The sequence below is a fragment of the Sphingomonas sp. URHD0057 genome, from assembly GCF_000620665.1.
In the GTDB taxonomy this organism is placed as follows: Bacteria; Pseudomonadota; Alphaproteobacteria; order Sphingomonadales; family Sphingomonadaceae; genus Sphingomicrobium.
The window spans coordinates 164992-188212 of the sequence record NZ_KK211162.1 but is presented as its reverse complement, the minus strand read 5'-3'; the positions used below and the strand labels follow the sequence as shown (position 1 = coordinate 188212).

The following is a 23221-nucleotide window of genomic DNA, read 5'->3' as shown; positions in this document are numbered from 1 at the left end:
CCGATTGTTCGACGGGCGTAGGTGCGTGGGGCGCAAGCGGAGGCCGCCATGCTTGAAGGGAAGTGGGGGGCTTCTGTTGCCCGGTGCCCCCCGAACCGCTGGAATCCCCTTCTGTTGCCCGGTGGGGTCCAACCGCGCTTTAGCTTTGTAACCTCAGGCCGTTAGGCCGTCAGTTACGCGGCAAGAGCGAGCGCCTCGTTATCGTTGGCACTTGTGTTTATGAGCCGTCACGGTGGCATCCATACCGATCGGCAATCGCGTCTTTATTGCACTCGTCGATCCTATTTCGCCCCCATCAACAGCCGCGGCAGCCGTCTCCCTTTGGCCGCGGTTGATGGTGGAGGCGCCGGGGTACTGCCCCCCGGGTCCGAAGTGCCTATTCCACGCAACAGTCTACCGACATAGCCGGCGAACCGGCACGCATAAGATAGTGTTTCCGGGCCGAAATCTCAAGCAAAGCCACTGGAAAGCGGCTGCCCTCTGCTGTTATGGAGGCCCCTGCAAACGTGATTCTGATGGGGTTCAAACACATGAAAAAGCTTGTTTTTGCGTTGTCCGGCCTTGCTGCGATCACCTTCGGCGGGTGCAATTACAACAGCCAGGACCAGGTCAATAATGCCGAGATGAACCAGCCCGCGACCGACCTCAACGCGCTGTCGAACGAGGCGGCCAACGACGCCGCCAACAGCGAGGCGGACGCCCTCGGCAACCAGGAAAACCAGCTCGAGAACGAAAGCGCCAACACGCTCAACCCGAGCGATGCGCAGGAGCAGAACGTCAGCGGTATGTAACCGCGGAGCGTTCGCAGACGGGGGCAGACGGCCGCCCCGGGGTTCGCCTCGGGCGGCTTTTTCTTTGGTCCGCCTGCGCCTACCTCGCGGGGCATGACCGACGAGGCGATCCCCGCCGCCACCTTGATTGTCGTCCGCGACCAGGTCTCGGGCCCGCCCGAGCTGCTGATGGTCGAGCGGGCGGGCGGCATGGCGTTTGCCGCGGGCGCTTTAGTGTTCCCGGGCGGGCGGATCGACGAGGCCGACCGCCAGCTGGCCGAAACACTGAAGGCCGATGCCGCACGCGTCGCGGCCATTCGCGAGACCGTCGAAGAAACGGCCATCGCGGTCGGGCTGGCGCCGGTTCCCAGCGAGGAGCAGGCGCTGGAGCTCCAGAGGGATCTCGTCGCCGATGCGTCGTTCGCCGACCTGCTGGAGGCCCACGGCCTCGGGCTCGATGTTGCCGAGCTTACGCCATTCGCCCGCTGGGTTCCCAAATTCCACGCGGTGCGGCGGTTCGACACGATGTTCTTCGTCGCGCGGGCTCCGGTCATCGACTGGCAGCCGCAAGTCATTGAGGGCGAATGCGCGGGCGCCGCGTGGGTGACCGCCAGCGACGTCCTGGAACGCGAGAAGCGGGGCGAAGCGCGCTTGATTTTCCCCACGCGTCGCACTTTGGAGCGGCTCGCTCAACACAGGAGCTTCGATGAAATCCGCGCCGATGCGGACTCGCACCGGATCGAACCGATCTCGCCCTGGGTAGAGAATGTGGACGGTGAGAAATTCATCACCATCCCGGCTGATCTCGGCTTTCCGGTGACGCAGGAGCATCTGGACGGCCTGTGGCGAGGGTGATGCCAGCTTCCGAGTCGTCTCGTCCGGATATGGAAAAGGGGACCCGCGGGCGCGGATCCCCTTCTCGTCGGAACCCTTGAAGCGTCTACTTCAGATGGTTCGACAGATGCTTGTTCATCTCGAACATGCTGACCCGGTCCTTGCCCCCAAAGACCTTCTTCAGCGTGGCGTCAGCCATAATTTCCCGTTTGTTTTGCGGGTTTTGCAGGTTGTTCTTCCGAATGTGGTCCCACACCTTCGAGACCACTTGGCTGCGCGGCAGCGGAGCGCTGCCGGTGATCGCGGCCAAATCCGCCGAAGGTTGAACCGGGCGGGCCAATCCGCCCCCCGCTTTACGACCAGTCCCTTGTGCCATCAGGCCCTCCTGTTGTTCCCCTCTTCGTAGAGCGCAACTTCAGGGCCTTTGCAATGGTCCAAAGCAAACCTGGATCAAGAAGTGCGCAGGCCGAACGGCACGACGCGGTTTTGCGCATCGTGACCGATGTCCGCCCGCCCGCCGTAGGGGATGCCCGAGCGAGTGCACCAGTCGCTGACAATGGCCACCTCGTCGGCGCCGAAATCGGGGTCATTGTCGATGATGTCGCCGACCCGGCCAAGCCGGATCCGCGCCGCACCGCGCACGTTGTTGCTGGCTGTGACGTGGAACATCGTGCGATCGATCCGGTAGAGCTGTTCGCTCACCTCCTCGATGATCAGCTCGACGCCGGCGAAGTCCGGCTCCAGCGGGGTCCCGAGCAGGTTCGAAAGGACCGTCAAGTTGAATGCCATCGCCGGCCGCTGGAGCTGCGGCTCGACGGCTGACTCATTTCTCGCCACCAGCCAATCCAGCGCGCGGCGAACCGCGGCCTCGCCGTCGCCGAGACCGTGATTGCCGCGCAAGATGTCTTGCGGCATCGGCCCCCAGGCGACCTCGAGGCCCGCCTTGTGGAGTCCGGCGAGCAGGAAGCCGGCGTCGCTATATCCCATGTAGAGCTTGCCGCTCGCGGCGTCGGGCATTCCCGCCAATGCCGCTTCGGCGATGCGGTTGGACCCGTAGCCGCCGCGCGCGAACCACACGGCGTCGACTGACGGATCGGCCATGACCTCGCGCAGAGCCGCGAGCCGTGCCTCGTCCGGCCCGGCGAAATGGCCGTCGGACAAGAAACATTGCGGGTGGATGGCCAGATCGCAATCGCCGCGCTCCGTGACGAGGGCTTCGACCGCCTCGGCAGCTTCGCGCTTGAGCGGGCAGCTCGGCGCGACGACGGCGATGCGCATTTTGCTCATTTGCGATACCTGTCCTGGCGCCCGCTGCGGATCAGGGCGGCGCCGCCGACCACCATCCCGATCCCGATCAGGAACGGAACGCCCAGAAAGTTGAAGGCCTGGGCGAGACTCTTCCACCCATTGGGTCCGCTGAAGAACATGGACATGCACAGCCCGGTCGCTCCGGCAACCAATATGCCCACCGCCAGCAGGCACCCGCCGAACAACTCCTTCATTCGCGCCCCGCTCCGTAATCCTCGTCGCGCGCGCTGCGGATCGTGCGCTGACCAACGATCACCAGGCCGACGCCGATCGCGAACGGGATGCCGCCGTAGAACAGAATGGCGCCGATCGCGCCAAGCGGATCGGTCACGATGCCGTTCATCAGCAACCCGATGGAACACAGCCCGCTGACGCCCGCGATCAAAATTCCAACCGCGAGCAGACATCCCCCGAACAATTGCTTCATTCGGCGCTCTCGGCATCATGGCTCTCGGCGGCCCTCGCGCTGCGCACAAGAGCAATCCCGCCAAACGCGATCACCAGTCCAATCGCGAATGGGACGCCACCGAATACAGCGACGGCCTGCCACATTTTCAGACCCGAGTATTCGCCCGGAGTGAACAGCACGACCATCGAACACAGTCCGCTCCCCCCGGCGAGCAGAATACCGGTCGCGACCAAAACCCCTCCGAAGATATCCTTCATCCGCGCTGGTTCACTGTCGCGCGGTGGCGGGCAAGGACTCCCGCGCCCTCGGCGCCCTCGCGATAGAACGTGTTGTAGGTGTCGAACGGGATGATCTGCCCGTCCCCCGTCACGAAGTGAACGCAGCTTCGCTTCACCGTCGCGATGTCGAAATTGTAGCGGTCGAGGAATTGCAGGATCACGACGCGAAAGCTGTTCGCGTAGCTCAATTCCTCCGGCACCATCGCCTGCGGCAGGCAGCACAGGAGTCCGGCGAGCTTCTCCTCGGTGTTGGCCTGCGCCGTCGCCAGGGAGAGCAGGTCCAATATCTTCGCCTTCAGCTCCGGATAGGCCTCGTAGCTGATCGTGTTCGGGCCGTTGAGGATCAGCTCCTTCGGCAGCAGGTGCGTCAGCGGCGTGACCTCTCTTCCCTGCCGTAGGCCATAGCCGATGGAGATCTGATCCGGGTTGCACGGCAGCGGGATCATGTCCTCGGTCGCGAACACCCCCGACTTGCCGACCTCGAGCCGGATCTGGGTCAGCAGCACCCGGTTGGCCTGCGCGTCGAAGCCTTCATTGCGCCCGGCGTCCTGCACCGGCTGGAAGGTCACCCCACGCACGCAAGCCCAGTTGAGTGCCTCGCGCACGATGTCGGCGATCTCCTGGTCGTTGACCCCGCGCTTCACGACAACCACTAGGGTCGTCGAAAGCCCGACCGCTTCGAGCGCCTCGAGCGCCTGCCGACGGATCCGGTTGAGCCTCGCGCCGCGCAGCTCGAGCAGTGCCTCGTCGTTCATGGAGTCGAACTGCAGATAGACTTCCAACCGCGGCGCATAGCTCGCCAGCCGAGCAACGAACTCCGGATCCTGCGCAATCCGCACGCCGTTGGTGTTGATCATCACATGGCGGATCGGCCGCCGCTTCACCGCGTCGAGAATTTCGAAGAAATCCGGATGGATCGTCGGCTCGCCGCCCGACAGCTGCACGAGGTCGGGCTCTCCCTCGCTCGCCACCAAAGCATCGAGCATGCGCTCGATCTCCGCCAGCGGCCGGTGGCTGCCATGGATGTCGGTCGCGTTGGCGAAGCACACCGGGCAAGCGAGGTTGCATGCCTGGTTGATCTCGATGATCGCAAGACAGCTGTGCTGCTCGTGATCGGGGCAGAGGCCGCAATCGAACGGACAGCCGGCCTCGGTCCGGGTTTGTGTCGTCAGCGGCCGGTCGCCGGGCTTGAGCCACTCCTTCTGCGCACGCCAGTAATCGAGGTCGTCGCTGATCAGCGTTTTCTGCACGCCATGGTCGCGGCAGCGCTTCAAGTAGAAGACTTTGTCGTCCTCGACGATGACCTTGGCCGGGACGAGATCGAGGCAAGTTTCGCACAAGCTCGTGGTCTGGCCGTGGAACAGATAGTGGGCCGACTTGCGCTGCGGTTGCTCAGGCGGCGCCGCGCTCGATTGCGCCGCCTCTCCGCCACCAGAGTAATCCATACGCAGCCAGCCCCAGCATCAGAAGATGGAACACGTTCAGCGGCCCGAGCACCGCCGGGTACGGCTTCAAGAATTCCCACCCGAACCGCTGGCAAGCATAGAAGATAATCATCGCGTGGAAAGCGTGGTCGCGCGCCCATCGCGCGCCGTTCAGACGGGCGCGGAGATAGACGGCGAGGAACCCCGCCATCGCCAGCGATTCGTAGAGCTGGACCGGATGCCGGCCGATGCCGTCGCCAAGCTCGACCGCCCACGGCACGCCGCTCGGAATGCCGTAGGTGTAGTCGGGCAGCCCGGCGAAGAAGCAGCCGAGACGGCCGACCGTGATCCCGACGCAGATCGGCAGCACCAGCGCTCCGCCCGTCGAGGCACGCACGCCGTGCAGCGCCTTCCACAGCTCCACAGCGACGATCCCGCCGGCGAGTGCTCCGGCGATGCTGTGCGACGGCGCGATGATCGGCGCCCGCAGCGAATTGGCCGATCCGAACAGCCACGCGCCGAGCAACGCCCCAACTCCGAGCGCGACGAAATAGCTCGGCCGGGTAATCCGCGAGAACCGCAGCGCCTGCTCCGGCCATTTGTTGTGCTGCCAGCGCGCGGCGAGCGCCGCCGCGGCCCAGGCGGCAAGGTCGCCGGCATAATGCGCGGCCGGGTTAGTCGGTACGTGGATCATTCGGTCGCGACAGCTGTGCAACGACGGCCGCAATGTCCGCAATGGGCGGAGGGCGGACATTCACCGGTGTCTCCTGTATATGCTGTGCGCAAAGGACGGGGGGCCGCCGTGGCTAGAGGCATATGCCGGACGAAGACTGAGACGACAGGGGCGGAATTCGCCCGCGTCGATTTCGGAACCAGTGGGCTCTCCACCGTTCCGCGGAGCTTGTACGACCGCCACGGATACGAGCCGCCCTATGATGAGCTCCCGCTCTGCAGCGAGCTCGAGTCTTAATCGGGGAGTCTCAAGGCTCCGTGCCGGACGAATGTCCGCAATGGGTGGAAAGCGGACGTTAGCATTATTGCCGTTATCGCAGGGCGACCCCAGGGGCTCCGCAGGAGGCGGCGTGATCAATATGCAACGGTATTGGCCCCTCGGGCTCAGTGGCATCTGCCTTGCCGTAGCCCTCTATTTCTCCTTCACGAACACGGCCTACGTGCTCGAAGGATGCCCCATTGAGGTCTATCCTGAGGCAGGCTTCCTGTTCATTGTCGCTCCTGCTGCGCTCATCGCACTAATTCTTGCCATCACAGCTACGCTGATGGACGCCCGCGCGCGGTCGCGGATATTATTGTTGATCGCCTCCGGCGCCCTCAGCGCCCTATGTCTCGCGCTTACGATGGTATCGATCTGGCCCACGGGCAGTAGCTGCTCCTAGGGAAGCTAATGTCTGCAATGGGTGGAAGGCTGCGACTCAATGAAGCGCCCACGAGACCCTAGTCTGTGTCGGGCGGACAATTCGCGATGGCGGGTCCGACGGGGAGCCGCCCGATCCGTGCCGAGCGACGATAGCTGAGCCCGTACCCGCGCCGGAACTGGACTGCGCCGCGGCGCAGGCAGTCGCCTGCCGGCCAGTCGAACGAGAGCCGGCCGCTGAAGTCATAAGCCGGCCGGCCGTTGCGTGCCGCGAACAGGAGGTCGGCAATTCCTTGGCCCTCGGTGCCCGGGAGCCAGGCGGCAATGAATGCATCGGACCGGTTGATGAGGTCGTTGGCCGACACCGGGCGTCCGGACAGGAGGATGGTGACCACCGGCACGCCCTTGCCCGCGACGCGGTCGAGCGCGGCGAGATCGGCGGGATAGCGCGCACTGTGGCGCATCGTCGCCGGGAAGCCGATGTCGCCGTCACCCTCGGCATAAGCGCCTTCCGCCGCGACCGCGACGATCGCGCGATAGCGGCTGGGGTCCACGCCTTTGCCGTCGGGGCTGTAATCGACCTGGCCGGTCCCGAGCGTGCTGCGGATCGCGCCGAGAATCGTCTCGCCGTTCGGGAAATCCGCGTTGCTGTTGTCGTTCCCTTGCCATGTCAGTGACCAGCCGCCAGTCTGGTCCGACATGCGGTCCGCGCCGGCACCGACCACTAACACCCGACCGCTTCTCGAAAGCGGCAGCGCGCGCCGCTCATTCTTGAGCAGCACCAGCGACTTTCGCACGGCCTCGCGGGCGAGCGCGCGCGACGCCGCATCGCCGATGGCCGATGCGCCCGGATGGGGACCCGTGGCTGGCGACCCGTCGAATAGGCCGCTGCGCAGCTTGGCGCGCACGATGCGGGACACCGCATCGTCGATCCGGGCCATCGGGATCGCGCCGCTGCGAACGTCGGCTGCGGTCTCGCCGATGAACGCCTTCCAGTCGTCGGGAACCATGACCAGGTCGATCCCGGCGTTGATCGCCTGCGGGCAATGCGCCTTGGTGCAGCCGGGAATCTGCTCGATGCCGTTCCAGTCGGACACCACGAAACCGTCGAAGCCGAGGCGCTGCTTGAGCACGTCGGTGAGGAGGTAGCGGTTGCCGTGCGTCTTGCCCCAGGGCCGGTTGGTGGCGGTGTCGGTCCAGCTGGCATAGGACGCCATCACCGTCTGCGCGCCGCCCTTGAGCGCGCCATAGAAGCCTGCAGCCTGGATGCGGATCAGGTGGGCTTCCGACGCGCGGATCTCGCCCTGCTCCTTGCCGTGGAAGGTGGCGCCGTCCCCGATCCATACCTTGGGGGTCGCAAGCACGTCGTCGCCGCCCTTGAGGTCGCCTTGCAAGCCGCGAACGATCGCGTCGGCGTAGGAACGGACGAGCGCGGGGTCTGACGAATAGCTTTCGTAGGTCCGGCCCCAACGCGGATTCTCCGCCACCGCAACCGCCGGCGCGAACACCCAGGTGATCCCGGTCGCCCGGACTGCCCGCGCGGTGGCGTGGCCGATGCGCGTCAGCAACGCCGGATCATGCGCCGCGCCGAGCCCGATGTTGTGCGGGAAAAGCGTCGCGCCATAGATATTGTTGTGGCCGTGGACCGCGTCGGTGCCCCAGATGATCGGGATCTTGACCGGCATGTCGGTCGACATCGACGCGTCGTAGAACCGCTGCGACAGCGCGAGCCAGTCGGCAACGCCCGCGTCCTTGCGGTTGCCGGGCCAGGCACCGCCGCCATTGAGGATCGATCCGAGACAATAGCGCCGGACATCGTCCGGAGTGACCGACCAGATGTTGGGCTGGGTCATCTGCCCGACTTTTTGCTCGAGTGTCATCCCGGCGACGATCCGCGCAATCAACGCTTCGTCCGCAGCGGCATTCCGGGCTGCGGGGTTTCGTGCTTGCGCCAGTGGCCAGCGCGACGCGGCTGGCGAGGCGCCGAACGAATGCGCCGGTGCCGGCGACAGGAGTAGCGCCCCGAGCAGGATTATCCCGACTTCACCCAGGAATTCACGCCCGCCGCGCAGCAGTCTGCGAAAATCAAAACGCATCGGAGGCCCCTCTCCGAACTGAGAGGCTAATCGCTATTGGCGTGCGCCACCAGTGGGCAATGTTCTCGCAAAAAATGCTGTCCTACAGGCGCGGCTCTGAATCATACGCTGCTCGGTGAGCAAGGCTCGGCATGATCGCGAAGCGGGGAGCGGGCATCCCGGCGGCCATCGCACGCGTGGGATCGCTGCGTTTGCTGCGTTTCGGGGTTGCAGATGGCGCGCGCTGATAGTGTCAACTTCGTAGGATTTCATGAGTGACGAAGTTGCGGGTTGGCTCTGGCGCCTTGGTCCCGGATCGGGCACCTTCGCGGTGCTTGTGGAGGGGCAACCGATGAAGAAACCGACCGCGTTCGCAGTTGCTATTGCCGCTTTATTCGCAACCTCGGCCGCGCCGCCGGTGCGCTACAGCGTGCTGATCCGCGGCGGGACGATCTACGACGGCTCGGGCGGGGCGCCTTACCTCGGCGATGTCGCACTCAGGGGCGACAGGATCGCCTACGTCGGCCCGCATGCCCCCGGCCGCGCGGCGCGCGTCGTGGACGCGAGGGGCAAGGCGGTCTCGCCGGGCTTCATCAACATGCTGAGCTGGGCGACCGAGAGCCTCATCGCCGACGGCCGGGGCATGAGCGACACGCGCCAGGGCGTCACCCTCGAAGTCATGGGCGAAGGCGATTCGATGGGGCCCCTAAACCCGAGGATGAAGCAGCTGGGGGTGAAGCGGCAAGGCGACATCAAATATCCGATCCGCTGGACGACCCTCGGTCAATATCTCGAATATCTGCAGCGCAAGGGCATTACGCCCAACGTGGCCTCGTTCGTCGGGGCGACCACGGTGCGCGTGCACGAGCTCGGCGAGAAGGACGTCGACCCGACGCCGGCCCAGCTCAACCGCATGCGCGCGCTCGTCCGCCAGGCGATGAAGGAAGGCGCGATGGGCGTCGGCTCATCACTGATCTACGCGCCGGCGACGTATGCGGAGACGCCGGAGCTGGTCGCCATCACGACCGAGGCCGCGAAATGCGGCGGCATGTACATCAGCCACATGCGCTCCGAAGGGAACAAGCTGATCGAGGCGATCGACGAGCTGATCGAGATCAGCGCGAAATCGCGCGCGCCCGCGGAAATCTACCATTTCAAGCAGGCCGGCCGGCCCAATTGGGGGAAGCTCGATGACGCCATCAACGCCGTCGAAGCCGCGCGCGCCAAAGGCCACCGGATCACCGCGGACATGTACACCTATCCGGCGGGCGCGACCGGGCTCGACGCCGCGATGCCGACATGGGTGCAATCCGGCGGTCTCGAGGAGTGGACCAAACGCCTGAAAGACCGCGCGGTCCGCGCGCGCCTGATCAAGGAAATGCGCACGCCCACGAACGACTGGGAGAATCTGTTGCTGCTCGCCGGCAGCCCCGACCGCGTGCTTTTGATCGCGTTCAAGAACCCCAAGCTCAAGCCGCTCACCGGCAAGACCCTCGCCGAAGTCGCGAAAATGCGCGGCAAGAGCCCGGAAGAGACGGCGATGGACCTGGTGATCGAGGACGGCAGCCGTGTCGGCGCGGTCTATTTCCTGATGAGCGAGGACAATATCAAGCGCGAGGTCGGATTGCCGTGGATGAGCTTCGGCTCCGACGAGGCCTCGGAAGCGCCCGAGGGCGTGTTCCTGAAGGCCAGCAGCCATCCCCGCGCCTACGGCAATTTCGTCCGCGTGCTCGCCGAATATGTCCGCAAGGATCACGCCGCGCAACTGCCCGACGCGATCCGCCGGCTCAGCTCGCTCCCCGCCATCAACCTCGGCATCAAGCAGCGCGGTTCACTCAAGGCCGGCTATTATGGAGACGTCGTCATATTCGATCCCGCGACGGTCCAGGACCACGCGACGTTCGAGAGACCGAAGCAGCTGGCGACCGGCATCGACGACGTCTTCATCAACGGCGTGCAAGTGCTTCGCGACGGCAAGCACACTGGCGCCAAGCCGGGTCGCGTCGTGCGCGGTCCCGGCTGGGCGGGCTGGCCCGGCGGCGGCGCTTGCCACTAGCCATTTGAGCGCCCGCCCAATAGGCGGCTCCGATGATCGATTCTCCGGTTTTCTTCAGCGGCATCGGCGGCAGCGGGATGCTTCCGCTCGCGTCCATCGTCCGCGCCGGCGGGGCCAAGGTATCGGGCTCCGACCGCTCGCTCGACGCCGGGCGCACGCCCGAAAAGTTCGACTATCTGCGCTCGCTCGGCATTCAGCTGTTCCCCCAGGACGGGTCGGGTCTGCAGGAGGGAATGACCCTGGTCACCTCGGCCGCGGTCGAGCCCACCGTGCCGGACGTCGTTCGCGCCAAAGAGCTCGGCCTTAGCCACCTCGCCCGCCCGGAGTTCCTCGCGAGGTTGCTCAACTCCGCCCAGCGCAGTGTCGCGGTCGGCGGGACCAGCGGCAAGTCGACGGTCACCGGGATGATCGGCTGGATCCTCCATGCCTGCCACCGCCAGCCGACGGTCATGAACGGCGCGGTGATGAAGAATTTCGTGACGCCGTCCGCGCCATTCGCCAGCGCGCTGGTCGGCGATCCCGAGCTGTTCGTCAGCGAGGTCGACGAGAGCGACGGTTCGATAACGCTCTACAAACCCGAGGTCGCGGTGCTCACCAACATCAGCCTCGATCACAAGGAAATGGCCGAGTTGCGCAGCCTGTTCGCCGCCTTTCTGCTGCGAGCCCGCAAAGCGGTGGTGAACCTCGACGATCCCGAAACCCGGGCGATGGCCGACGTGGTTCCGGCGGATCACCGGCTCAGCTATGGCTTCGACAGCCCCGGCGCGGATTTCATGGGCAAGGACCTCCAGCTCGAAGCCGGCGGCGCAACCTTTGCGCTCGAGGCGGAGGGCGAACGGTACGACGTCCGGCTCGCGATGCCTGGCCGCCACAACGCATCCAACGCCCTCGCGGCCATCGCCGCGGCGGGCGTGCTCGGCGTCCGCATCGAGGATGCGGTCGCGGCACTGGGACGCTTCGAAGGCCTTCGCCGGCGGCTGGAGACGGTCGGCGAAGCGGGCGACGTCACCGTGATCGACGATTTCGCGCACAATCCCGACAAGATCGACGCGACGCTCTCAACCCTGCGCGCGCAGCCGGGCCGTCTCCTCATCATGTTCCAGCCGCATGGCTATGGCCCGCTGGCCAAGATGGGCGACGAGCTCGCCCGAAGCTTCGCGACAGGAATGGCGCCGGACGATCGGTTGTACCTGCCCGACCCCGTCTACCACGGCGGCACGGTCGAGCGGACGCGCGGTTCCGACTGGCTGGCCGAGCAGGTCAATGGCGCCGAACGGCAGGCCGAACACATCCCGGACCGCGCGGCGATCGCCGACGCGCTCGTTGCGGAAGCGAGGCCGGGCGACCGCATTGTCATCATGGGCGCCCGCGACGACACGCTGATCGATTTCGCAAGGGAGCTGATCGCGCGAATGGCCGAAACCCATTCGGCCTGAAAGCGCTTATCCGGCATGACCAAGACCGCGCCTCGTCTGTTTCTCGACGCCGACGGCGTTCTAGCGGACTTCGACCTGAGCGTTCGCCGGATGCTCGGGATGAGCGCCAAGGAGTATATCGCGAAGCACGGCCGCGGCTCGTTCTGGAAACATCTTGCCAAGGCGCCGAATTTCTACGGTTCGCTCGAGGAGATGCCGGACGCGCGGTTGTTGTTCGACGCGGTCAGGCACTTGAAGCCGACGATCCTCACCGGCCTGCCGGAGGGGCGATGGGCCGCGCCTCAAAAAGTGGAGTGGGCCGCAGAGCATTTTCCGGGCGTCGCCATCATCACCTGCATGGCCCGCGACAAGCATCTGCACATGCATCCCGGCGACGTGCTGGTCGATGACCGAGAAAAGCACCGCGCCGCCTACGAAGCCGCGGGTGTCGTTTTCATCCATCACAGGAATGCCGAGGACAGCCTCAGGCAGCTGGCGAAGATCTTTCCGTCGGTGAAGGCGCCCGAGAGCGCGTGAGCTCAAGCGGCGGCTTGCTGCTCGACCTTCTCGACCCACTCCGGCCAGAATACCGGTTCGCGGCTCGACCAGCCGGGCGCGGTCGCCGCGCTCTCGCTGATCGACTGCAGCAGGACACGGCGGCGTTCGGGGTGAAGGTGCGGCAGCGCGGCCGCGGCGCAGAATGCCGCGGGCAGCCACGGCCGCGACGAAGCGCCGATGAGCCGCTCATAGAGAAAGCGATAAGCGGCGAAATTGGGCAGCCGGTCCTGACCGAGGTCGAAGGCCGACAAGGTGATCAGCATGCCGATGAACGGCTCGATCATGTCGAGCCCGCTGTCGTCCGGAACCTGCAGGCGCAGGTGATCGAGCTGCTTGTAGAGCCGGGCCTGGGCGCGGATCGACGCGGCTTCGCCTTCGTCGCGGGCCCAGCATTCAATCGGGTCGCGGCGGCCGTAGGCAACGTCGAGCGACCGGCGGATGTAGCGCTGCGTAGCCTTCGAGAAGCTCGCAAACTCCTTCATCTCCGAGATCAGCATCGCGCCGCTTGCCGGCTGGCTGGTCCGCGTAATCATGAACCCGACTCCTTTTGCCTAGGCGGGATCATGCGGCGGTATTGGTTTCAAGAAACTTAACCACAGTCCCACCCCCCGTTCAGATTGAATCAGAGGGGAGTCACCGCGTCTAGGTAAGAAATTGACGAGACGACCTAAAACTGTGGATTGTTGAATTATTGCAACGGTGAAGCGCTTTTGTGACGGTTGCGTAATTAGTCGGGGAATCCGGACGATGGGACGGGATCATCGTTTTGGCCCGGCTGAGCGGCCGCGGGAGGATCGGACGCATCCATCGATTCATCGCTGCCGACGTCGACCTTAGCGTCCTGGTCATCAGGATTGAGCTTGAGCTTCTTCTCCAGTTCCGCATCCGGCTCATCGGGGAGCACCGGCGGCGGCGGCTTGTCATCTTTCCGGTGATTCATGACTGCCTCTCCGCTATGGTTGCGACAGAAACGAGCGTGACTGGCCGGCGTTCCGGCGATTGCCGGTTTCGACCGGCAGGGGCAGCGCTTCTGCCAACGGGCAGGGGGCGGTTTCCGCGCGGTCGTTTTTGGGACATGAGGGCCTCATGTTGATGATGCGCCAAAAGCCCGTCCGCAGCCGGCTCAGCGATTGGCCGCTCGCGCTCAAGTCGATCCTCGGCTTTTGGTGCTTCTATGCCGTAACCGTCGTCGCCCGCGCCTTTCTCGGTACCGACCCGTGGACGATGGTGTCGAACAAGCTGGTGGTCATCGGCATGGGCGTGGCGCTCACCTCGCTCATCTACCTCGGCATCGCGACATTCGCTCAGCAAGCGCCGGTCGGCCGGAAAACCGTGGTTGCGATCGTCGGTTCGATCATTGCGTCGATCGTCATGGCGATCGTGCTGATGTCCATGGAGGACCTGTTCCGCGAGAGCCGCGAGCAATTCCGGTTCCAGGCACGCGAGGGCTTCACCATCGTCGAGCAGGGCCAGCAAATCCGCATCGAGCGCAGCGCCGCCGAGCCACTGGTGCTGACCTTCCCCAAGATCCATGAGCTCGATCCCAACAAGCAGCTCCGTTACGCCGCCGACACGGCGGTCATGTGGCTGTTCTTCTTCCTCGCCTGGAGCGCGTTCTACATCGCGACGCAGGCGCAGGCGCAGGCTCTGGGTGCCCAGCGCCGGCTGGCCGATGCCGAAAGCGCCGCCCAGGCCGCGCAGGTCCGGGCGCTGCGCTATCAGGTCAATCCGCACTTCCTGTTCAACACGCTCAATTCGCTATCGTCGCTGATGATGACCGGCCGCGCCGACCGCGCGGAAGCGATGCTTCTCGCGCTTTCGACCTTCTTCCGTTCGAGCCTTTCGCTCGACCCGAGCGCCGACGTCAGCCTGGCCGAAGAGATCGACCTGCAACGGCTCTACCTCGATATCGAAAAGGCGCGCTTCCCGGACCGGCTGCACGTCGAGATCGATGTCCCGCAGGAACTCGAGCCGGCCCGGCTGCCCGCATTGATCCTTCAGCCGATCGTCGAGAATGCGATCAAGTATGGCGTATCGAAGAGCCGCAAAGCGGTGCTGATCCGGATCGAAGCACGTCACCTGGACAATCACCGGATGGTCCTCGAGATCAGCAACCGCCTGAAGCATGGCGGCAAGGACGATCTGCCGGCGGCGACGCACGAGGGCACCGGCCTTGGCCTGTCGAACGTCTGCCAAAGACTGGAGGCGCGTTTCGGCGGGCGCGCCAGCTGCCGCTTCGGCCCGATGACCGGCGGCGGCTTCAAGGTCGCGCTCACCATGCCAGTGGAAAAGAATGGCTGAGGCCCACTCTCTCCGCGTCCTCATTGCCGATGACGAGCCGCTCGCGGCGGAGCGGCTGCAGCTTCTGCTGGCCCGGGCCGATGGCGCGCAACTGGTGGGCACCGCCAGCGATGGCGATTCGGCGATCAACCTGACCGAGGCGCTGCACCCCGACCTCCTCCTCCTCGACATCGCCATGCCCGGGCTCGATGGGATCGGCGTGGCCCGCGCGCTCGCCGCGCAACATCCCTCGCCCGCCGTCGTATTCGTGACCGCCTTCGATCAGTTCGCCGTCGCCGCCTTCGAGGTCGAGGCCGTCGATTATCTGATGAAGCCGGTCGAACCGTTCCGGCTGCAGCGTGCGCTGGACCGGACCCGTTCCTACCTCGAGCATCGCGCCGACCGCCCCCGCGCGGGGAAGGGATCGCAGTGGCTCGAGGAGTTCTGGGCATCCGATCTGTCAGGGCTGGTGCGCATCGCCGCCAAGGACGTGGACCGGGTGTCGGCCGAGCGCGATTACATGCGGCTGCATGTCGGGCGGCGCAGCTGGCTGATCCACCATTCGATGGCCGCGCTCGAGGAAGGGCTCGACCCCGAGCTGTTCGTGCGACTCCATCGCTCCGCGATCGTCCGGAAGGATTTCATCACGGGCTTTACCCGCAACCCGTCGGGCCGCTGGATCGCGCGCCTGGCCGACGCCACGGAGCAGCCGGTCGGCCGCCTGTATTCGGATCGGGTCCGCGCCATCGCCGGACGCTAGGCGGTCGCCGCCGTCTCCACATCCGAGGCCTTGGCGAGGCTCGCCGTCGGGATGACCAGGATCGAAGTGACGAGCAGCGCCGCGACGACTGTAAGCGTCCTGAGCATGTGACATCTCCTGTTGCGACGCGGAGCAACTGGGGTTCAGAGGGGAATGCCCCGCGTCGCGCCGCCCGTTTGGCTAGACGGCGCGGCCTTGTCGCCCACTGCTCGACGGCTCCGCACCATTTGTCGGCACGCGGACAGACGCACGCACGAATTCGGCAAACCGGCGAACAATGGTCAGCGGCGGTTCAGGATTCCGGGCCGGAACCCGAGCGCTTGTCGACGATGACGGCGAGCATGACGTCGTGAGTCACATTGCCTACGGTGCGGAAGATATCGGGGATCATCTCCACCGCGACGAGCAAGCCCAGCGGCGCGATCGGCACGCCAAGCGCAAGCGCGATCGGCGCGATCGAGCTGATGAAACTGACCTCGCCCGGCAGGCTGACCGCCCCGTAGCTCATCAACGCACCGACCGCCGTCGCGGCAATCATCTGCGCCAGGCTCGGATGGAGCCCAAGCCAGTGGGCGACATAGAAAGCTACCGCGGTGTTCATTGCCGGACCGGTTGCGCGGAACAGCGCCACGGCGATTGGCAGAGTGACGTCCGCGACTTGCTCGCGAATGCCGAGAACGCGCGTTGCGGTCAGCATCGCCGGCAGCGATGCAATCGACGAGCGAGTAGAAATGGCAACGGTTTGCGGGGCGATCAACGCTCGTGAGAAGCGTATCATCCCACAGCCGCCGGCAATCGCCGCCAACGGATAAGCCGCAAGCGTGACCACGATGCCGATGAGCGAAATGAGGACCACATAATGGCCGAGGCCGGCAAATGCCGCGCCTCCGGCGGCCGCCCCGACGGTGTACGCCAGTGCAAGCACGCCGAGCGCCGCAATCGCCAGCACCCAGCCAATGATCACCAGCAGCGCGTCGGCGATCGCTTCGAACAGGGTGACGACTGCAGCGCGCCCCGTCGATGAGATGTTGGCCAGGGCCAGCGCGAACAGCACCGCGAACACGACGAGCGGCAGGATGTCCCCGTTGGTCGCCGCCGCAAACACGTTGTCGGGGATCACGCCTTTGAAGAATTCCGCGATTCCGGGCAGCGGCGCGGACGATTTCTGCTCCACGCCGGCAAGCGCCGACTGCAGCCCCGCCGCCGTGCCGCGGGACAGCGGGAAGAGGCTGGTGAGAAGCAGGATGGCCGCCGCGCCGAACGCCGCCGAGAGCGTGCAGATAATGACAATCCACAGCACCGACCGGCTGGCGATCCGTCCTGCCGCGGCCGCCTCCTGGCTTTTGGCAATCCCGACGACGAGCAAGGCGACGACCAGCGGAATGACCGTCATCTTGAGCGCATTCAGCCACAGCGTGCCGACAAACGAGGCGACGCCGAGAGCGCCCGCCGACCTGCTTCCGACCAGAGCGCCGAGGCTGAGGCCAACGAGCAGCGCCAGCAGCGCGCCGTAGGCCGCGAAGCCGCTTGCGCTTTTCGCCGGCGCGCTGCCGGCGTCGCCGGTCGTCACCGCACCTTCTTGAACTTGTAGATGAAACGGTCGGTCTTGCCGCGGATCTGGGGGTCGAACACCAGCAGGCTGTGGTCGTCATTCGGATTGCGCAGCATGCTGCTGGTCCCGACCAGCTTGAAACCCGCCTGCTCGAAATCGTGCTTCACCACTTCTGGGTCGATCCGGTGCAGCTTGTCGACCGTCGCTCGCGTGTCGTCGCTGGCGTTCGCGACGTGATCGACGACTCCGACGATCGCCCCGGGCTTCATCGCGGCATTGATCGTCTTCAACCACTCGGCCGGGTCCATCCGGACGATCTTGTACTTGTCGTTCTGCCAATAGACGTCGTGATAATCGAGGTTGATCAGCATGAAGTCATATTTGCCCGCCGGAATGTCAGGAGCCTCAAATGGGCTCACCCGCATCCACACGTTGGGCTGCTTCGCCTGCACGGCTTGATAGGCATCATACATCTTCTGACTGTAGAACTGCTGAGGCTCCCAGACCGTCACGTGCCCAGTCGGGCCCACGGCGCGGCCGGTGATTTCCGCCCAGTAGAAATTTCCGCCGAACGGGTCGGCGACGCGCATCCCTGGCCGCAACCCGAGGAACTTGAGCAGCTCCGCGGGCTTGCGGGATTCATCGAGCTTGACGTTGTCCGCGCCGCGATCCGGCGAAGCCAGCGCGGCGGTGATTCCATCGGCGGGCTTCGCCGCGAGGGCTGGGACCGAAGCTGCGGTCAATGCGAGCACGACCGCGAGATACGCCGACTTTTTCATGACAAACTCCCCCTTTGAACGAACCGCCCGCTGGGCTTCGACCGAAGCGGCAGGCAAGCCGTCTTCGACCAACCGCCAGCATGGCGCGACCGGCGCTTTCGCGCTAGGCTTTTCGAGTCTCTAGCCATTTCGGGGGTTCAAATGGCCACGATTGTCGCGTCACCTGTCGACCGCAAAGCATCCGAGCGGAAATTTTACTCGCGCATGGCGATCTTCATGGTCGCTCTGGTGTTCATCGGCTTCGCGCCGAGCTTCTACCTGCACAACGTCGTGCCCGCTTACCCGCGGCCCAACCCGACGCTACCGCCGGCGGTCATCTTCCACGGCCTCATGTTCACGCTGTGGATGGCGCTGCTGGTCATCCAGACCCAGCTCATTTCGACGTGCCGCGTGGAAACCCACATGAAGCTCGGCAAGGCGGCGATGCTGCTCGCGATCGCGCTGATCCCGGTCATGTATTTGACCGCCGTTTGGGGCGTTGCACGGGAAAGCCATCCGCCATTCACCGATGGGCTCAACTGGACCGCGATCCCGCTCGCCGTGATCCCGGCCTTCGCATTTTTGATCTACGAGGCGTGGCGGCGCCGGCGGGAGGCGCAGTGGCACAAAAGGCTGATGCTCAGCGCCACCATCCTGTTCGTCGCGGGGCCGGCGTTCGGCCGAATCCCGCTGTCCCCCCCGTTTTTTTGGGGCTTCACGATCCAGCTGCTGGTGGGAATTCTGATCCTGTTCGCACCACTGTTCGTGTGGGACCGCCGCACGCAGGGCAAGGTGCATCCGGCAACCTGGACCGGTTTCGCGGTGGCGCTTACCGCCGCGATCGTGCCGTTGACGTTGATCTACACCAACAGCTGGGCCGGCATTGCGCAGCACCTGCCAGGAATAACCAGCTAAGCGGCCTTCGCCATCGTCCCCACAAGCTTGAGCGCCGCGTGGGCAGAGAGGGCCGCGCCTTCCTGCCACAGACCCTGGTAGCTTAAATGCTCGCCGGCGAAGACGATCGGACCCTCGGGCTTCAAAAGTTCGGCGTATTGCGCGCCGCGCGGTGCAATGTCGCCGGGGCCCCCGCCCCATTGGGCGCCGGCGCCCTCGGAGTAAGGGACCAAGCCCCAGCCGACGCTGACGCCGTTCTCGAGCAGTTTCGATCGGCCCGGATGAAGCGCTTCAACCGACTCACGGCAAACTCGCAGGCGTTCCGCATCGCTGAAAGCCGCGAACTTTTGGGGATTGTCCTGGTTCGTCCAGCCCGAGACATAGGCGGCAACCAACACCCCCTTGGGTGCCCCGAAATCGTGCGGCGGATAGATCAGATTCTCGTTGGCGCGGTCGGTCCACGCCAATCCCCCGTAAATGCCCTCATCCTCCCAGAAGCGCGGACTCTCGAACGCGGCCTTCACGCTCGCGAGGTAACGGATATTCTTCAGCGCGGCCTTCTTGGCTGGCGAGAAGTCGCTGGGGATACGTTCGAGCAGGTGGGCAGGAAGCGTGCAAACGCAATGGTCCGCTTCGGTCATCAACTGCCTCGGCCCATGCTCGACACGAACGCGGTTGCCGACCCGCCGGATCGCCCTGACCGGGGTCCCGAGCCGCACCGACGGCTTCACCCGCGCGTAGATTGCTTCGGCGATGCGATCCATGCCGCCAACCGGTTGAAGCATCGTCGATTGCATGTCCCAGATATGCTCGAACAGGTATGGCAATGTGACCGCGCCCGAAGGATAGAGTTCCCCAAAGCCAAGCGGCGGCGGGACCCGCGGGGCTTGATCGTATCCGCCCGGCTCGACCGCAAAGCCCGATGACCCTCCCGGGGCGTACACCGCGTTGGCTCCGACGCCGGCGTACGGCGCAAGAAATTGCCGAACGGTCGTCAACTCATCGGCCGAGATGATGCCGTCGAGGGCTTTGCGGTCGATCGCCTTGGCCAAGAGCTCGGCGAGGTGACCGCGCATATCGTTGATCATGCGCCGCTCGGGCTGGACCTTGCCGCCGAAGTCCCATCCGGCGTTGCGATTGACGTTGATGAAGGGCTCCATCGTCACGCCGAGCTTCCGCGCGTAGCCGAGGATTACCCGATGCGTGGACGGGATGCGGGCCGCACCGGCGTTGAAATAGAGGCCGGGCGAAAAGGCCGGGCGCTGATCCTCGCGGCCGTTCTGAGCGATGCGGCCGCCGCCGCGGATGGTCCACGCCCGCCCGCCGATCCGATCGCGAGCTTCGAGGACCGTGACCCTGTAGCCCGCGCGCTGCAGCTCATACGCTGATACCAGGCCGGCGATTCCGGCGCCCAGGACGACCACCGACCTTCCCGCGCCGCTCGCGCGCGGCAGCTCGAACTTCTCCGCTCCGGCCGCCGTCGGAATGGCGAGGCCGAGCGCCTCCATCGCGAGATAGACGGCCGCCCCGCCGCCCACTGCCCCGACCTGCTCGAGAAGCGCGCGTCTCGTCAGTGCCATGCGACTCACCCCTCGTCGCTCGTTTCAGCGGCAGACTGACAAAAATTCGGGGCCTGCGCCCGCAAAAAGAAAAGCGGCCGCATCGCCAGCGCGCTTCGCGCGTTTGCTTCTACGCTTTCCCCTAATTCAAGGAGTACGGGCATGACCGAGCACAAAGACGAAATCGCAACCCTCAACACCCTGATCGCGACGACCATCGACAGCATCACCGGCTATGAGGATTCCGCGGCCAACATCGACAATGAGCGTTTCCGCGAAACCTTCCGCCAGCGCGCCAATGAACGCCAGCAGATCGTCGAAGACCTTCGGGCCCAGGTCCGCCGGCTCGGCGGCGAGCCCGACGATTCGGGGTCGTTCCTCGGCAAGGCCCATCAGCGCTTCGAGGACCTCAAGGCGGCAATCACCGGCCGCGATGAAAAAGCGATCATCAACGAGGTCGAGCGCGGCGAGGATTATCTGAAAGCGAAGTTCGAGGCCGCGCTGAACGAGGACAATCTAAGCGGCGAGACGCGCGCGGCGGTCGAGCGCTGCTACCAGTCGGTGCGCGAGGGCCACGACCAGATGAGCCATTTGAAGCACGGCATGGAAGCTTCGTCCTAGGACAAACATCCGCCCTCCCCCATTGGGGGTGGGGCGCGGGGCGGCTCTCCGGCCAGCGGAGCCGCCCCGCCTGCCGATTCAGTAACCCATGAGCGCGAGCACCTCGCGCCGGCTGCGCTCGTCCTCGCGGAAAGTTCCCATCATCCGGCTCGTCGTCATCATCACGCCCGGCGTATTGACCCCGCGCGCAGTCATGCAGGCGTGGGTGGCTTCGATGATCACCGCCACGCCCTTGGGTTGAAGGTGCTCCCAGATCGTGTCGGCGACCTGCGCGGTCAGCCGTTCCTGCACCTGCAGCCGCCGCGCAAAGCCATGAAGCACGCGCGCGAGCTTGCTGATCCCGACCACCCGATCGCGCGGCAGATAGGCAATCGACGCCTTGCCGATAATCGGCGCCATGTGATGTTCGCAATGCGACTGGAACGGAATGTCCTTGAGCAGGACGATCTCGTCGTAGCCGCCGACTTCGTCAAACGTGCGGGTGAGGTGGGCCGAAGGGTCCTCGGCATAGCCCCGCGCATATTCGCGCCAGGCCTTCGCCACGCGGCGCGGCGTATCCAACAGGCCTTCGCGGTCGGGGTCGTCCCCGGCCCAGCGGATGAGGGTACGGACGGCTTCGCCGACCTCCGCCGGGATTTCGCACTCCGGCGCGGCTTCGACCAGGTCGCCATCCTCTGGATCGCCATGTTCCGGGGTCATCGCCCAAGCTCCTGCGCAATATCCGCGGCCACGTCCGCCGCCTGCTCGCGAATATCAGGCACGGCGATGATCTCCCAGTAGCGGCCCTTGGTGAGAGGCCCGAGCGCCCACAGTCGTTCACTGCCGATGGGCCGCGAATGCTGGTCGACCTCGAGGCCGATACCCAGGTGGTCGGGACGAACCTGGCCGGCATCGAGCAAGCTGCGGAGCAGCGAATCCTTGGTCCGCGCGATCGAATGAAGCGGGCCGGTGCAGTTGAATGCGTAGGCGAAGCGCTCCGACTGGATCGAGGCCGCGCCGCGGCGCCGATAGGAGACTTCGAGCGCCTCGTTCGTGTCGCTGGCGGAAACGATGCGCCCGGCCACAATCTCGAGCCGCCCATCGGCGACCATGCTCGCCACCGTTTGAGCAACGTTCGGCGCGATGCGGTGGCGGTGCACGTCCCACCACGGCCGCACATGGCGCAGGAAGCGATGTTGCTCGTCGGCGTCGAGGCCTTGCCACAGCGGATGGCTGTAGGGCCTGAGGCTGTCGACCGCGGCGCGCCAGCCGACCTGCCCAGAGCGCCTGCGGAGCCAGCGCGACAGCATCCGGAGGTTGCCGCCCGGTACATCCTCTTCCGCCACCGGGGCCGGCTCGAAATCGGCATGCCCGCGCGGGATCAGACCGCGCCGCGACAACGCGACGATCCTGCCGCGATGCCCTGAGGCATCCAGCGAAAGCACCAGGTCGACCATGGTCAGTCCGGTCCCAACCAGCAGCGCAGACTGGTTCGTTGCGGCCAGGTCCTCGACGGCGGCGCGCGCTTCGGCGCCCCATGGGTTGCGGAGATAGCGCTCGCCCGTGCCGGCGAACGCCGCCAGCGATCCCGGCTCCTGATTGCCGGTCGCCAGCACGACCGCATCGGCGTCAAGCATTTGCCCATCGTCGAAGGCAATCCGCCAGCCGCCGTCGGACCGCGCCGCCTTGGACGCGGTGCCGTCAATCACCTCGACACCGCCGGCGACTGCCTCTCCAAGGATTTCGCCGAGATAGCGCGCGAAGAGGCGCCGCTGCGCGAAGCCGCGAGGATCGCCTCCCTCAGCCTCGAAACGCCGTGTGAAATGGTCGGGCTCCCCCGCCCAGGCGCTCATCCCCTCGGCGCGGACATTGAGCAAATGTGCGGGCTCGGTGGTCGAATAGGCAACGCCCTTGCCGGCGCGGCCACTGCCGTCGATCAGCGCCGAAGCGATCCCCCGCCGGGCCAGCTGCGCCGCGACGATCGTTCCGGAAAAACCGCCACCGATGATCGCGACCGGCGCCCGGTCAGATGTCATAATCGGACCAATTCTCCGGCCTAGACGACCCAGCCCTTATCTTCTGGATGTAATGGTAGGTCTCAGTCACCCTGCGACCCGCGGTATCGGTGCACCAACCTGGAATCACGGCGTGGACCAAGGCCGCCAACCCGGCGCCGATCAGCTGGAAGCCGATCCTCACTGCGCCCCCGCCGTGCTTCGCCCAGCTGATCCCCAGCGAGCGTGGATGCTCGAGGAAGAGGCGGTCAACGACGCCTTTCTTGGGTTCGATTTGGTTGGTCGCCATCCGGTTGCCCTCTAA

Annotated in this window: 26 protein-coding genes and 1 other RNA gene; 10 read left to right on the top strand and 17 right to left on the bottom strand. The window is 65.4% G+C overall.

Annotated features, from left to right (window positions below):
• Positions 1-100: 100 nt before the first annotated feature.
• Positions 101-457, bottom strand: a transfer-messenger RNA (tmRNA) gene (gene ssrA, locus N539_RS18210).
• Between the two features lie 73 nt (positions 458-530).
• Between ssrA and N539_RS0109570 the strand changes: the two genes are divergently transcribed.
• Together N539_RS0109570 and N539_RS0109565 are read left to right on the top strand one after the other, a co-directional pair.
• Entirely contained in the window at positions 531-791 is a 261-nt protein-coding gene (locus tag N539_RS0109570) for a hypothetical protein (RefSeq protein ID WP_156029862.1), read from the top strand.
• 93 nt (positions 792-884) lie between these two features.
• Complete coding sequence (locus N539_RS0109565) at positions 885-1625, top strand: NUDIX domain-containing protein (RefSeq protein WP_028970078.1); 741 nt, start codon at positions 885-887, stop codon at positions 1623-1625.
• An 85-nt stretch (positions 1626-1710) separates the two neighbouring features.
• On the opposite strand, the gene N539_RS0109560 is transcribed toward N539_RS0109565, so the two are convergent.
• From N539_RS0109560 to N539_RS16430, 7 genes are all read right to left on the bottom strand, one after another.
• Positions 1711-1980, bottom strand: coding sequence for an SWIB/MDM2 domain-containing protein (locus N539_RS0109560; RefSeq protein ID WP_028970077.1), 270 nt, complete (start codon positions 1978-1980; stop codon positions 1711-1713).
• Positions 1981-2054: 74 nt separating this feature from the next.
• The gene (locus tag N539_RS0109555; RefSeq protein WP_331280083.1) at positions 2055-2891 is read right to left on the bottom strand and encodes an LD-carboxypeptidase; all 837 of its coding nucleotides are present in this window, start codon (positions 2889-2891) and stop codon (positions 2055-2057) included.
• A complete protein-coding gene (locus tag N539_RS0109550) occupies positions 2888-3106 on the bottom strand; it encodes a hypothetical protein (RefSeq protein ID WP_028970075.1) in 219 nt (72 codons plus the stop codon). Before N539_RS0109550 ends, N539_RS0109555 begins: the two co-directional genes overlap by 4 nt.
• The gene (locus N539_RS16435; RefSeq protein ID WP_037552727.1) at positions 3103-3339 is read right to left on the bottom strand and encodes a hypothetical protein; all 237 of its coding nucleotides are present in this window, start codon (positions 3337-3339) and stop codon (positions 3103-3105) included. Before N539_RS16435 ends, N539_RS0109550 begins: the two co-directional genes overlap by 4 nt.
• Entirely contained in the window at positions 3336-3578 is a 243-nt protein-coding gene (locus N539_RS0109540) for a hypothetical protein (RefSeq protein WP_028970074.1), read from the bottom strand. The genes N539_RS16435 and N539_RS0109540 overlap by 4 nt, the downstream gene beginning before the upstream one ends.
• Entirely contained in the window at positions 3575-5044 is a 1470-nt protein-coding gene (locus N539_RS0109535) for a radical SAM protein (protein WP_051531702.1), read from the bottom strand. Before N539_RS0109535 ends, N539_RS0109540 begins: the two co-directional genes overlap by 4 nt.
• Positions 4992-5717 (bottom strand): prolipoprotein diacylglyceryl transferase family protein, encoded by a 726-nt coding sequence (locus tag N539_RS16430; RefSeq protein WP_051531701.1) that lies wholly within the window; start codon positions 5715-5717, stop codon positions 4992-4994. The genes N539_RS0109535 and N539_RS16430 overlap by 53 nt, the downstream gene beginning before the upstream one ends.
• A gap of 388 nt (positions 5718-6105) precedes the next feature.
• On the opposite strand from N539_RS16430, the gene N539_RS0109525 reads away from it, so the two are divergent.
• A complete protein-coding gene (locus N539_RS0109525) occupies positions 6106-6417 on the top strand; it encodes a hypothetical protein (protein WP_028970072.1) in 312 nt (103 codons plus the stop codon).
• A gap of 58 nt (positions 6418-6475) precedes the next feature.
• Here N539_RS0109525 and N539_RS16425 read toward each other — a convergent pair whose 3' ends face one another.
• Positions 6476-8491: a glycoside hydrolase family 3 protein gene (locus tag N539_RS16425; RefSeq protein WP_081774302.1), complete on the bottom strand. Its 2016-nt coding sequence runs from the start codon at positions 8489-8491 to the stop codon at positions 6476-6478.
• Positions 8492-8822: 331 nt separating this feature from the next.
• Between N539_RS16425 and N539_RS16420 the strand changes: the two genes are divergently transcribed.
• Genes N539_RS16420 through N539_RS0109505 form a run of 3 tightly spaced genes read left to right on the top strand, consistent with a single transcriptional unit; the run spans position 8823 to position 12478 of the window.
• Positions 8823-10526 (top strand): N-acyl-D-amino-acid deacylase family protein, encoded by a 1704-nt coding sequence (locus tag N539_RS16420; protein WP_037552726.1) that lies wholly within the window; start codon positions 8823-8825, stop codon positions 10524-10526.
• 32 nt (positions 10527-10558) lie between these two features.
• A complete protein-coding gene (locus tag N539_RS0109510) occupies positions 10559-11962 on the top strand; it encodes a UDP-N-acetylmuramate--L-alanine ligase (RefSeq protein ID WP_028970071.1) in 1404 nt (467 codons plus the stop codon).
• Positions 11963-11977: 15 nt separating this feature from the next.
• Positions 11978-12478 (top strand): 5' nucleotidase, NT5C type, encoded by a 501-nt coding sequence (locus tag N539_RS0109505; RefSeq protein WP_028970070.1) that lies wholly within the window; start codon positions 11978-11980, stop codon positions 12476-12478.
• A gap of 2 nt (positions 12479-12480) precedes the next feature.
• On the opposite strand, the gene N539_RS0109500 is transcribed toward N539_RS0109505, so the two are convergent.
• Both N539_RS0109500 and N539_RS16415 read right to left on the bottom strand, forming a co-directional pair.
• The gene (locus N539_RS0109500) at positions 12481-13032 is read right to left on the bottom strand and encodes a hypothetical protein (protein WP_051531700.1); all 552 of its coding nucleotides are present in this window, start codon (positions 13030-13032) and stop codon (positions 12481-12483) included.
• Between the two features lie 194 nt (positions 13033-13226).
• Positions 13227-13439: a hypothetical protein gene (locus N539_RS16415; protein WP_037552725.1), complete on the bottom strand. Its 213-nt coding sequence runs from the start codon at positions 13437-13439 to the stop codon at positions 13227-13229.
• Positions 13440-13594: 155 nt separating this feature from the next.
• Here N539_RS16415 and N539_RS0109490 point away from each other — a divergent pair, with 155 nt between their 5' ends.
• The gene (locus N539_RS0109490; RefSeq protein ID WP_197018394.1) at positions 13595-14800 is read left to right on the top strand and encodes a sensor histidine kinase; all 1206 of its coding nucleotides are present in this window, start codon (positions 13595-13597) and stop codon (positions 14798-14800) included.
• Positions 14793-15539 carry a LytR/AlgR family response regulator transcription factor gene (locus tag N539_RS0109485; protein WP_028970067.1) on the top strand — a complete coding sequence of 249 codons (747 nt, stop codon included), beginning with the start codon at positions 14793-14795 and terminating at the stop codon, positions 15537-15539. The genes N539_RS0109490 and N539_RS0109485 overlap by 8 nt, the downstream gene beginning before the upstream one ends.
• Before the next feature lie 292 nt (positions 15540-15831).
• Here N539_RS0109485 and N539_RS16410 read toward each other — a convergent pair whose 3' ends face one another.
• Positions 15832-17109 (bottom strand): dicarboxylate/amino acid:cation symporter, encoded by a 1278-nt coding sequence (locus N539_RS16410; protein WP_156029861.1) that lies wholly within the window; start codon positions 17107-17109, stop codon positions 15832-15834.
• The gene (locus tag N539_RS0109470) at positions 17106-17870 is read right to left on the bottom strand and encodes a class I SAM-dependent methyltransferase (protein WP_028970066.1); all 765 of its coding nucleotides are present in this window, start codon (positions 17868-17870) and stop codon (positions 17106-17108) included. Before N539_RS0109470 ends, N539_RS16410 begins: the two co-directional genes overlap by 4 nt.
• 141 nt (positions 17871-18011) lie before the next feature.
• Here N539_RS0109470 and N539_RS16405 point away from each other — a divergent pair, with 141 nt between their 5' ends.
• Positions 18012-18764 (top strand): hypothetical protein, encoded by a 753-nt coding sequence (locus tag N539_RS16405; RefSeq protein ID WP_051531699.1) that lies wholly within the window; start codon positions 18012-18014, stop codon positions 18762-18764.
• Here N539_RS16405 and N539_RS19130 read toward each other — a convergent pair.
• On the bottom strand, positions 18761-20323 hold the full coding sequence (locus tag N539_RS19130; protein WP_028970065.1) for a flavin monoamine oxidase family protein: 1563 nt from the start codon (positions 20321-20323) through the stop codon (positions 18761-18763). The two genes, N539_RS16405 and N539_RS19130, sit on opposite strands and share 4 nt — an antisense overlap.
• 141 nt (positions 20324-20464) lie before the next feature.
• Between N539_RS19130 and N539_RS0109455 the strand changes: the two genes are divergently transcribed.
• Positions 20465-20923 carry a ferritin-like domain-containing protein gene (locus N539_RS0109455; protein ID WP_028970064.1) on the top strand — a complete coding sequence of 153 codons (459 nt, stop codon included), beginning with the start codon at positions 20465-20467 and terminating at the stop codon, positions 20921-20923.
• Positions 20924-21001: 78 nt separating this feature from the next.
• Here the strand turns inward: N539_RS0109455 and folE are convergent, their stop codons facing one another.
• Genes folE through N539_RS16400 form a run of 3 tightly spaced genes read right to left on the bottom strand, consistent with a single transcriptional unit; the run spans position 21002 to position 23206 of the window.
• The gene (folE, locus tag N539_RS0109450) at positions 21002-21622 is read right to left on the bottom strand and encodes a GTP cyclohydrolase I FolE (RefSeq protein ID WP_028970063.1); all 621 of its coding nucleotides are present in this window, start codon (positions 21620-21622) and stop codon (positions 21002-21004) included.
• Positions 21619-22938, bottom strand: a complete 1320-nt coding sequence (locus tag N539_RS0109445) for an FAD/NAD(P)-binding protein (RefSeq protein ID WP_037552724.1) — start codon at positions 22936-22938, stop codon at positions 21619-21621. Before N539_RS0109445 ends, folE begins: the two co-directional genes overlap by 4 nt.
• Positions 22928-23206, bottom strand: a complete 279-nt coding sequence (locus tag N539_RS16400; protein WP_037552723.1) for a DUF6356 family protein — start codon at positions 23204-23206, stop codon at positions 22928-22930. The genes N539_RS0109445 and N539_RS16400 overlap by 11 nt, the downstream gene beginning before the upstream one ends.
• Between the last annotated feature and the right edge of the window lie 15 nt (positions 23207-23221).

Bases quoted from the DNA above. Each gene is read 5' to 3' on its own strand.
- N539_RS0109555 (WP_331280083.1), bottom strand. From the start codon at position 2,891: ATGAGCAAAATGCGCATCGCCGTCGTCGCGCCGAGCTGCCCGCTCAAG.
- N539_RS16425 (WP_081774302.1), bottom strand. From the start codon at position 8,491: ATGCGTTTTGATTTTCGCAGACTGCTGCGCGGCGGGCGTGAATTCCTG.
- N539_RS0109535 (WP_051531702.1), bottom strand. From the start codon at position 5,044: ATGGATTACTCTGGTGGCGGAGAGGCGGCGCAATCGAGCGCGGCGCCG.
- folE (WP_028970063.1), bottom strand. From the start codon at position 21,622: ATGACCCCGGAACATGGCGATCCAGAGGATGGCGACCTGGTCGAAGCC.
- N539_RS16405 (WP_051531699.1), top strand. From the start codon at position 18,012: ATGGCCACGATTGTCGCGTCACCTGTCGACCGCAAAGCATCCGAGCGG.
- N539_RS0109510 (WP_028970071.1), top strand. From the start codon at position 10,559: ATGATCGATTCTCCGGTTTTCTTCAGCGGCATCGGCGGCAGCGGGATG.
- N539_RS0109490 (WP_197018394.1), top strand. From the start codon at position 13,595: ATGCGCCAAAAGCCCGTCCGCAGCCGGCTCAGCGATTGGCCGCTCGCG.
- N539_RS0109500 (WP_051531700.1), bottom strand. From the start codon at position 13,032: ATGATTACGCGGACCAGCCAGCCGGCAAGCGGCGCGATGCTGATCTCG.
- N539_RS19130 (WP_028970065.1), bottom strand. From the start codon at position 20,323: ATGGCACTGACGAGACGCGCGCTTCTCGAGCAGGTCGGGGCAGTGGGC.
- N539_RS16420 (WP_037552726.1), top strand. From the start codon at position 8,823: ATGAAGAAACCGACCGCGTTCGCAGTTGCTATTGCCGCTTTATTCGCA.
- N539_RS0109550 (WP_028970075.1), bottom strand. From the start codon at position 3,106: ATGAAGGAGTTGTTCGGCGGGTGCCTGCTGGCGGTGGGCATATTGGTT.
- N539_RS0109570 (WP_156029862.1), top strand. From the start codon at position 531: ATGAAAAAGCTTGTTTTTGCGTTGTCCGGCCTTGCTGCGATCACCTTC.
- N539_RS0109565 (WP_028970078.1), top strand. From the start codon at position 885: ATGACCGACGAGGCGATCCCCGCCGCCACCTTGATTGTCGTCCGCGAC.
- N539_RS0109455 (WP_028970064.1), top strand. From the start codon at position 20,465: ATGACCGAGCACAAAGACGAAATCGCAACCCTCAACACCCTGATCGCG.
- N539_RS16400 (WP_037552723.1), bottom strand. From the start codon at position 23,206: ATGGCGACCAACCAAATCGAACCCAAGAAAGGCGTCGTTGACCGCCTC.
- N539_RS0109540 (WP_028970074.1), bottom strand. From the start codon at position 3,578: ATGAAGGATATCTTCGGAGGGGTTTTGGTCGCGACCGGTATTCTGCTC.
- N539_RS0109560 (WP_028970077.1), bottom strand. From the start codon at position 1,980: ATGGCACAAGGGACTGGTCGTAAAGCGGGGGGCGGATTGGCCCGCCCG.
- N539_RS16430 (WP_051531701.1), bottom strand. From the start codon at position 5,717: ATGATCCACGTACCGACTAACCCGGCCGCGCATTATGCCGGCGACCTT.
- N539_RS0109505 (WP_028970070.1), top strand. From the start codon at position 11,978: ATGACCAAGACCGCGCCTCGTCTGTTTCTCGACGCCGACGGCGTTCTA.
- N539_RS16415 (WP_037552725.1), bottom strand. From the start codon at position 13,439: ATGAATCACCGGAAAGATGACAAGCCGCCGCCGCCGGTGCTCCCCGAT.
- N539_RS16435 (WP_037552727.1), bottom strand. From the start codon at position 3,339: ATGAAGCAATTGTTCGGGGGATGTCTGCTCGCGGTTGGAATTTTGATC.
- N539_RS0109485 (WP_028970067.1), top strand. From the start codon at position 14,793: ATGGCTGAGGCCCACTCTCTCCGCGTCCTCATTGCCGATGACGAGCCG.
- N539_RS0109445 (WP_037552724.1), bottom strand. From the start codon at position 22,938: ATGACATCTGACCGGGCGCCGGTCGCGATCATCGGTGGCGGTTTTTCC.
- N539_RS0109470 (WP_028970066.1), bottom strand. From the start codon at position 17,870: ATGAAAAAGTCGGCGTATCTCGCGGTCGTGCTCGCATTGACCGCAGCT.